The 6,337-nt window shown below is 45.1% G+C and carries 6 protein-coding genes, 2 tRNA genes, 1 other RNA gene and 1 pseudogene; 3 read left to right on the forward strand and 7 right to left on the reverse strand.

Going from position 1 to position 6,337, the window contains the following annotated elements:
* Positions 1 to 180 precede the first annotated feature (180 nt).
* Positions 181 to 265, reverse strand: a tRNA-Leu gene (locus Q338_RS11725).
* 160 nt (positions 266 to 425) lie between these two features.
* Here Q338_RS11725 and Q338_RS11730 point away from each other — a divergent pair.
* Positions 426 to 1,496 (forward strand): AI-2E family transporter, encoded by a 1,071-nt coding sequence (locus Q338_RS11730; RefSeq protein WP_034295671.1) that lies wholly within the window; start codon positions 426 to 428, stop codon positions 1,494 to 1,496.
* 55 nt (positions 1,497 to 1,551) lie between these two features.
* Here the strand turns inward: Q338_RS11730 and rnpB are convergent.
* Together rnpB and Q338_RS11735 are read right to left on the reverse strand one after the other, a co-directional pair.
* Positions 1,552 to 1,918: RNase P RNA component class A (rnpB, locus tag Q338_RS13895), an RNA gene on the reverse strand.
* Between the two features lie 10 nt (positions 1,919 to 1,928).
* Positions 1,929 to 3,212: a hypothetical protein gene (locus tag Q338_RS11735; RefSeq protein WP_034295674.1), complete on the reverse strand. Its 1,284-nt coding sequence runs from the start codon at positions 3,210 to 3,212 to the stop codon at positions 1,929 to 1,931.
* Between the two features lie 207 nt (positions 3,213 to 3,419).
* Between Q338_RS11735 and rpmB the strand changes: the two genes are divergently transcribed.
* Together rpmB and rpmG are read left to right on the forward strand one after the other, a co-directional pair.
* Entirely contained in the window at positions 3,420 to 3,656 is a 237-nt protein-coding gene (gene rpmB, locus Q338_RS11740; RefSeq protein ID WP_034295677.1) for a 50S ribosomal protein L28, read from the forward strand.
* A 26-nt stretch (positions 3,657 to 3,682) separates the two neighbouring features.
* Positions 3,683 to 3,838, forward strand: a complete 156-nt coding sequence (gene rpmG, locus Q338_RS11745) for a 50S ribosomal protein L33 (RefSeq protein WP_002642891.1) — start codon at positions 3,683 to 3,685, stop codon at positions 3,836 to 3,838.
* A 747-nt stretch (positions 3,839 to 4,585) separates the two neighbouring features.
* Here the strand turns inward: rpmG and Q338_RS15225 are convergent.
* The 4 genes and pseudogenes from Q338_RS15225 to Q338_RS11760 all read right to left on the reverse strand — a co-directional run.
* Positions 4,586 to 5,455, reverse strand: a pseudogene (locus Q338_RS15225) (L,D-transpeptidase); the annotation flags it as partial.
* A gap of 384 nt (positions 5,456 to 5,839) precedes the next feature.
* Positions 5,840 to 5,965, reverse strand: a complete 126-nt coding sequence (locus tag Q338_RS15395) for a hypothetical protein (RefSeq protein WP_280517551.1) — start codon at positions 5,963 to 5,965, stop codon at positions 5,840 to 5,842.
* A 56-nt stretch (positions 5,966 to 6,021) separates the two neighbouring features.
* Positions 6,022 to 6,097 (reverse strand) — tRNA-Asn (locus Q338_RS11755).
* A gap of 103 nt (positions 6,098 to 6,200) precedes the next feature.
* Positions 6,201 to 6,337, reverse strand: a 137-nt coding sequence (locus tag Q338_RS11760; protein ID WP_034295681.1) for a Maf family protein, incomplete at its 5' end; no start/stop codon positions are given.

Below are 6,337 nucleotides of genomic sequence, written 5' to 3' on the forward strand. Positions count from 1 at the left end.
CTTGCCCACATACAAAACCGTGTCATCGGCGGCAATCATGCGGTACACGCCAGCAGAGTGGGGCAGAGATTTGAGAAAAATGGTCAGATTAAATTCAGAAGTTTCGGGAGACATGGTTTCAGGCTGCCTGTGAATAAACGCAAAAAAATCCGCTAAACTCGTTAGCGGATTTTAGAATCTTGGTGCCCAGGGTCGGACTCGAACCGACACACCTTGCGGCGGGGGATTTTGAGTCCCCTGCGTCTACCAATTTCGCCACCTGGGCTGGTGTTGAAGATTGGCATTATACGGCTTTTTGAAATCTTGTAAAGCGTTCAGGCTGCCTGAAATAATATTTACATGATTTTTAAAATAATATTATTGCACAATTTTTGAGTGTATCGGCTAAAATCGGTTTTTTGTGAATGTGTGAATTGGAATTGACAATGTATGTGACGAAAAAACGGGCGTGGTTGCCTTGGGTGTGGATACTGATTGTTTTGTCGGTTTTATTGTTTTTATTTATTCAGTTGCGTGATGTGTTGGCACCGTTTATTACGGCGGCGGTGTTGGCGTATATTTTGAATCCGATGGTGGCGTATTTGGAAACGCATGGGATTCGGCGTGGACGGGCTTCTATGTGGGTGATGGGGTTTGCTTTATTTATATTACTGGGTTTGCTGTTGGTGATTGTGCCGATGTTGGCAAAACAAATTGAGTCTATTATCAGCAAGTTACCCATGCTAGTGGATTTTGTGCAAAATAAGGCATTGCCTTGGTTTAATGCGAAATTTGGCGCGTATGTGTCGCTGGATGCAAAAACCTTGGTGGATTGGTTGCGCGATAATACGCAAAATATTCAGGCTGCCTTGCAAAAAACGCTGGTGGTTTTGATGACGCAGGGCAGTTCTATTGCGGCGTGGTTGGGCAATATCGTGTTGCTGCCTTTGTTGTTGTATTATTTTTTACTGGATTGGTCGCGCTGGGAAAATGGGCTGGAAACAATGATTCCGCGCCGCTATGTAGAAACTTATGTGCGGATTACGGGTAAATTAAATCAGGTGTTGGGGGCGTTTTTGCGTGGGCAACTGATGGTGATGATGGTGATGGGTTTACTGTATGGTTTAGGTTTGATGGCAACGGGTTTGGATTCGGGTTTTGCGATTGGCATGGTGGCGGGGATTTTGGTGTTTGTGCCGTATTTGGGGGCATTTACGGGTTTGTTATTGGCGACTTTGGCGGCGTTGTTGCAGTTTAATTCGTGGGTGGGGGTGTTGATGGTGTGGGGGGTGTTTGGTGTGGGGCAGTTTTTGGAGAGTTTTTTCATTACGCCGAAAATTGTGGGCGATAGAATTGGTTTGTCGCCATTTTGGGTGATTTTTTCGTTGATGGCGTTTGGGAGTTTGTTGGGGTTTGTGGGTATGTTGGTGGCATTGCCTTTGGCGGCGATTTGTGCGGTGTTGATTGATGAAGGCAAAGCGGTGTATTTGGGCAGTCGGTTTTATCAAAGAAAATAAACATAAAATTAAGGCAGCCTGAAAAATATATTCAGGCTGCCTTATTCACATAATCAAGACAGGGCAAACGATAAGCCGAGTTTTGTCGTTGGACAGTCATTCCTCTAGGCGTACAATCACTTGCACGCTCAAGCAACCTACCCGAACACTCGGCGAGCAGCGTCAAAGTGTTCTGTTTGGTCTTGCTACAAATGGGGTTTAGCCTGCCGTGAAGCTGTTACCAGCCACGCGGTGCGCTCTTACCGCACCTTTTCACCCTTACCTGTGAATGGGTTGCCCCAAACCATCGGCGGTATTGCTTTCTGCGCCACTTTCCGTCGTGTTACCACGCCCAGCCGTTAGCTGGCATTTTTGCTCTGTGTAGCTCGGACTTTCCTCCCCGTATGCCTTACGCGATACGCGGCGACTGTCTGTTTGCCCTGAAGCGGTGCATTATACAGGAGAATTGGTTTTTTTGATGACAATTGGTAAACCCGTTGCCTGACTGATTTGCCATGCCACCGTTTCGGCACGTTGCGGTGCGATTTGGGAAACGCCGCTTGCCTTGCCCAACCACACGTCTATTTTCCCCTCCGCTCCAATCAGCCATAAACCGTCCACGCCCCCCGACACGCCAATAAAATCATTGACCGCGCATTCATATTCAGGCTGCCATGTATAGGGTAATTTCAGTTTTTGAATCAAAAAAGTATCCTGATTAACAGAATACACCACACGCCGCCGTCTGCTTACACCATGCCAAAATAAACCTAATATACCCAAAATAAATAACAATATCGTCCAATTCCCCAACACAAACCATAGCCAATTATCAAACAATTCCATTGCCACCGCCGCCCACACCCAAATGATTAAAGACAATAGGGTACAAATTAAGTATTTTTTCAATGAAAACAAAGCAAATTTTCCCGATTTTCGTGCCACCATACGGCGCGGCGGTATGCTTTCGCTGCAAACCATTTTGCTGATGATTTGATTATCGTGCCACATCTGCCACACTTTCAGACTGCCTGCAAACGCGTACGCAAAACCCAATACCGAAAATGCCACAATCACCGTTTCACCACGAAACCACCACACAAAATACCCCATGCCCACCCACCAAATCGCCGTCCACACTAAATGGGTTGCCAACATCAAGCACGATGATTTGATAGGCAAGCATTCCTGATAATGATGTGGTTTGGCGGGTTGTTCGGTTGGGCGGGTTTCGTGTCGTTCTTCCGCCACCAGTATGGGCAAATGGGAAACTTGCGAGATTTGTTCACGCACTTGGTCTATCCGACTCAAATCATTCTTTTCAGTAACCGCTTCCACCAAAACTGCTTGTTGTCCGAGTAGCCGCAGGCTGCCTGTTACCGTGCCATCGTCCCAATACACTTTTTCCGATTGAATGCCTGTAAACCCATTTTTCGGATAAGATTGCAGTATTTCCCACCGCCAAATTCCCCATCTACAACACAAAAATACGGCAGCCTGCGCGTCATACCGCCAAAATATTATGCCACGCGCCCATTGCGACACACACCACAAAGCATAGCCCATCAACCCCACCCAAATCGTCCGCCAAACAATCGCATACGAAACACCATCGGCGGTGTACAATAATCGCAACAAAGTCGGCAAAGTCTCCACAATTGCCCAAATCACAAAAAATCCCCAAAAACTTGGCTGCCAACATTTGTCCAGCCAAGCAAAAGTTGTGTAACGGCGCACAAAACATCTCCTAAATTTTAAATAAATCAATTATATAACACATGAAACATCATTTACTAAATTTAATCAACAAATCAAATAATTACCGATTTTAACCATTCAGGCTGCCTGAAAAATCCCGAACAATATGGATAAATATTTGCCTGATTACATGATTTTGTGGTATAAAGCGCGTTTTCATTTTTAATTATTCGTTTGGAGAACAATATGGCACGAGTTTGCAAAGTAACGGGTAAACGCCCGATGTCAGGCAACAATGTATCACACGCCAACAACAAAACCAAACGCCGTTTTTTGCCTAATCTGCAATCACGTCGTTTCTGGGTAGAGAGCGAAAATCGCTGGGTGCGTTTGCGCGTATCTAACGCGGCTTTGCGCACCATTGACAAAAACGGCATTGACGCGGTTTTGGCTGAATTGCGCGCAAGCGGCGAAGTTATCTAACATTTAAATTTATAAGGATATTTATCATGCGCGATAAAATCAAATTGGAATCGTCTGCTGGTACAGGTCATTTCTATACCACAACCAAAAACAAACGCACTATGCCTGGCAAAATGGAAATCAAAAAATTTGACCCAGTTGCCCGCAAACATGTGATTTACAAAGAAACCAAATTGAAATAATTTCATTGGTTTCGCCAATTAAAAAAACCGTTGTTGAGAAAACAACGGTTTTTTTGTTTTCAGGCTGAAACCTTTGTAAAACCCCATTTTTTAAACTTTTTTGAAAAATAAATTTATTAAAATTCAAAATATTAAAATCTTTAAATATAGAATTTTAGAGGTTTTTCAAAGGTTTCAGGCAGCCTGAAAAACCAATTTATTTTCAGGCTGCCTGCTTATTTACCGAATCAATTATTTTTTCACTGCTGTTTTCACAATCGCAGCTTTCGCTTTGGATTCTGATTTGGCAGGGTCAATTGGTTTCAAATTCATCGGTTGATTGGGGTAAAGCGGCGTTTCCACAGCAGGGGTTTCATCAAAAACCGATGTAGAATTGATGTTCAATTTTTCGGTTTTGATTTTGGCTGGTGCGGCTTTGGGTGCGGCTTTGGGTGCGGCTTTGGCGGGTGCGACTTTGGCTGGCGCAGCAGGTTTGCTGGGCGCGGCTTCTTTCGCAGGTGCAACAGGCTCGCTGGCTGCTGTAGTTTCAGGCTGCAATGGGGTTTCAGTCGTTACCGAAGGTTTGGCTTTGGTTTTGCCTGTGGATTTGGCTGGCACAGCAGGTTTGGCTGGCGTGGCTTTCACAGGCGCAACAGGCTCGCTGCTCACCGCAGGGATAGGCTGCAACGGTGTTTCGGTGGTAACGGCTGGTTTGGCTTTGGTTTTGCTCGTAGATTTGCCTGTGGATTTGGCTGGTGTAGCCGCTTTTGCAGGGGTGGCTGGCACATCTGCATCCACTTCAATCTCGTTCAAATCTTCTTCTTCCATCATCGGCGGCACAGCCATATCCAAGCCTTTTGGCGCAGTCAAGGCAGATGTACCCGAATTCCACGCCACCGACATCAGGCTGCCTGAAACCACATTTTTGGTTTTGGGTGAACAGCTAATGCACACAGGCACGGCTTTACGCGCTTTCAAAATGGCATTGACACGCGCATCGGAAATTTTGATTTTGTTGTCGCCCGCCCATGCTTGGATACTTTTCTTGAGCGCGTCCACATTCAAATTATTTTTGCTGTATGGGTCTTTATACGCGGTCAGCCACAATTGATTTTTGCCGTCCACGTTTAAAGTTGCCATTTCGTAGCTCACAATCGCGTCTGCGCCTGTGTTAATCGTGTTGGCAAAATCCATTGCTTGCTCTGATTTCATGCGCACGCAACCATGACTGCGCACCCCTGGTACGCTGGCTGGCGCATTCGTACCATGAATGCCCAAACCCAATTTCGGATTGCCCAAACGCACAAACACAGGACCTAATGGATTTTCAGGACCAGGCGGTACGGTGGTGCGACCATCTTTCAATTCCGCTTGAATGGATTTGGGAATGTGCCAAGTGGGGTCAAACGCTTTGCCACCAATTTTGTGTTCGCCCAAATTGGTTTGCGTAACCGCTTTGCCGACCGCTACAGGGTAAACTTTTTGCAATGCGCCGTTTTGGTATAAAAACAAGCGTTGTTGCGGAATATTAATCACCACATATTGACCACGCGAAGTGGGGCGAACATCAGGAACGGGCGTGGTTTTGACATTATTAACGGGTGTTTTGCCATCAGGCACGATGGTTTTGGAGAGCAATACAGGTTGCGGAGCGGGTTTGGTGCTCGCTGTACCTGTGGTGGGTTTAGTAGAAGGGGTTGCAGACATGTTTACAGGCTGCTTTGTTGTGATTTTGTTGGTAACTTTTTTGGTAGCGGGTGCTTTTTGTTGCACAGGCGCAGCCAAGCTAGGGAAAGTAAGTGCCAGCGACAACGCCGCTAAAGTGATTTTTTGCATGAATTCGGTTTCCAAAAAATATGAATATAAAACAAATAAATATATGCAGTGTTTCACCACGCATAATTAAAAATACCGCGCATGATACTTGAATTGTCTAGATATTTCTGTCTAAATAACCTTTTTTTACAACTTCTGTAACAGTTTTACAACAATTGTAAAATCCAATCATCTGATTATTATAAATTATTTAGTGTGTATCACAGGATAAATTGGAGAAAAGGGGCTGATTTTCAGGCTGCCTGAAAAAATCACCATCACCCCCAAATCAATCTTTATTTTGGACACAATTTGGACACGACCCAAAATCATTCACAAATATCCACAAAATAAAAACCGCCTAAACATTTGTTTAGGCGGTTTAAATTTGGCTCCCCGAGCTGGGCTCGAACCAGCGACCTGCGGATTAACAGTCCGTCGCTCTACCGACTGAGCTATCAGGGAATGAAGACTGAATTATAGCGCAATCCAAAAATCTGTCAATTTATTTGTAAAACAAATTTTGATGTTTTTCAGTTAATAATTGTATTTTCTTACAATTTAATTTTCAGGCAGCCTGAAAAGGCGGCACGTCCACGCCCGCTTCACGCAATAAATTCAGCGTTTCAAATACGGGCAAACCCATCACGCCCGTAAAACTGCCCGATAAATGCGCCACAAACACCCCACCCACGCCTTGAATCC

Source organism: Alysiella crassa DSM 2578, assembly GCF_000745955.1.
GTDB lineage: Bacteria > Pseudomonadota > Gammaproteobacteria > Burkholderiales > Neisseriaceae > Simonsiella > Simonsiella crassa.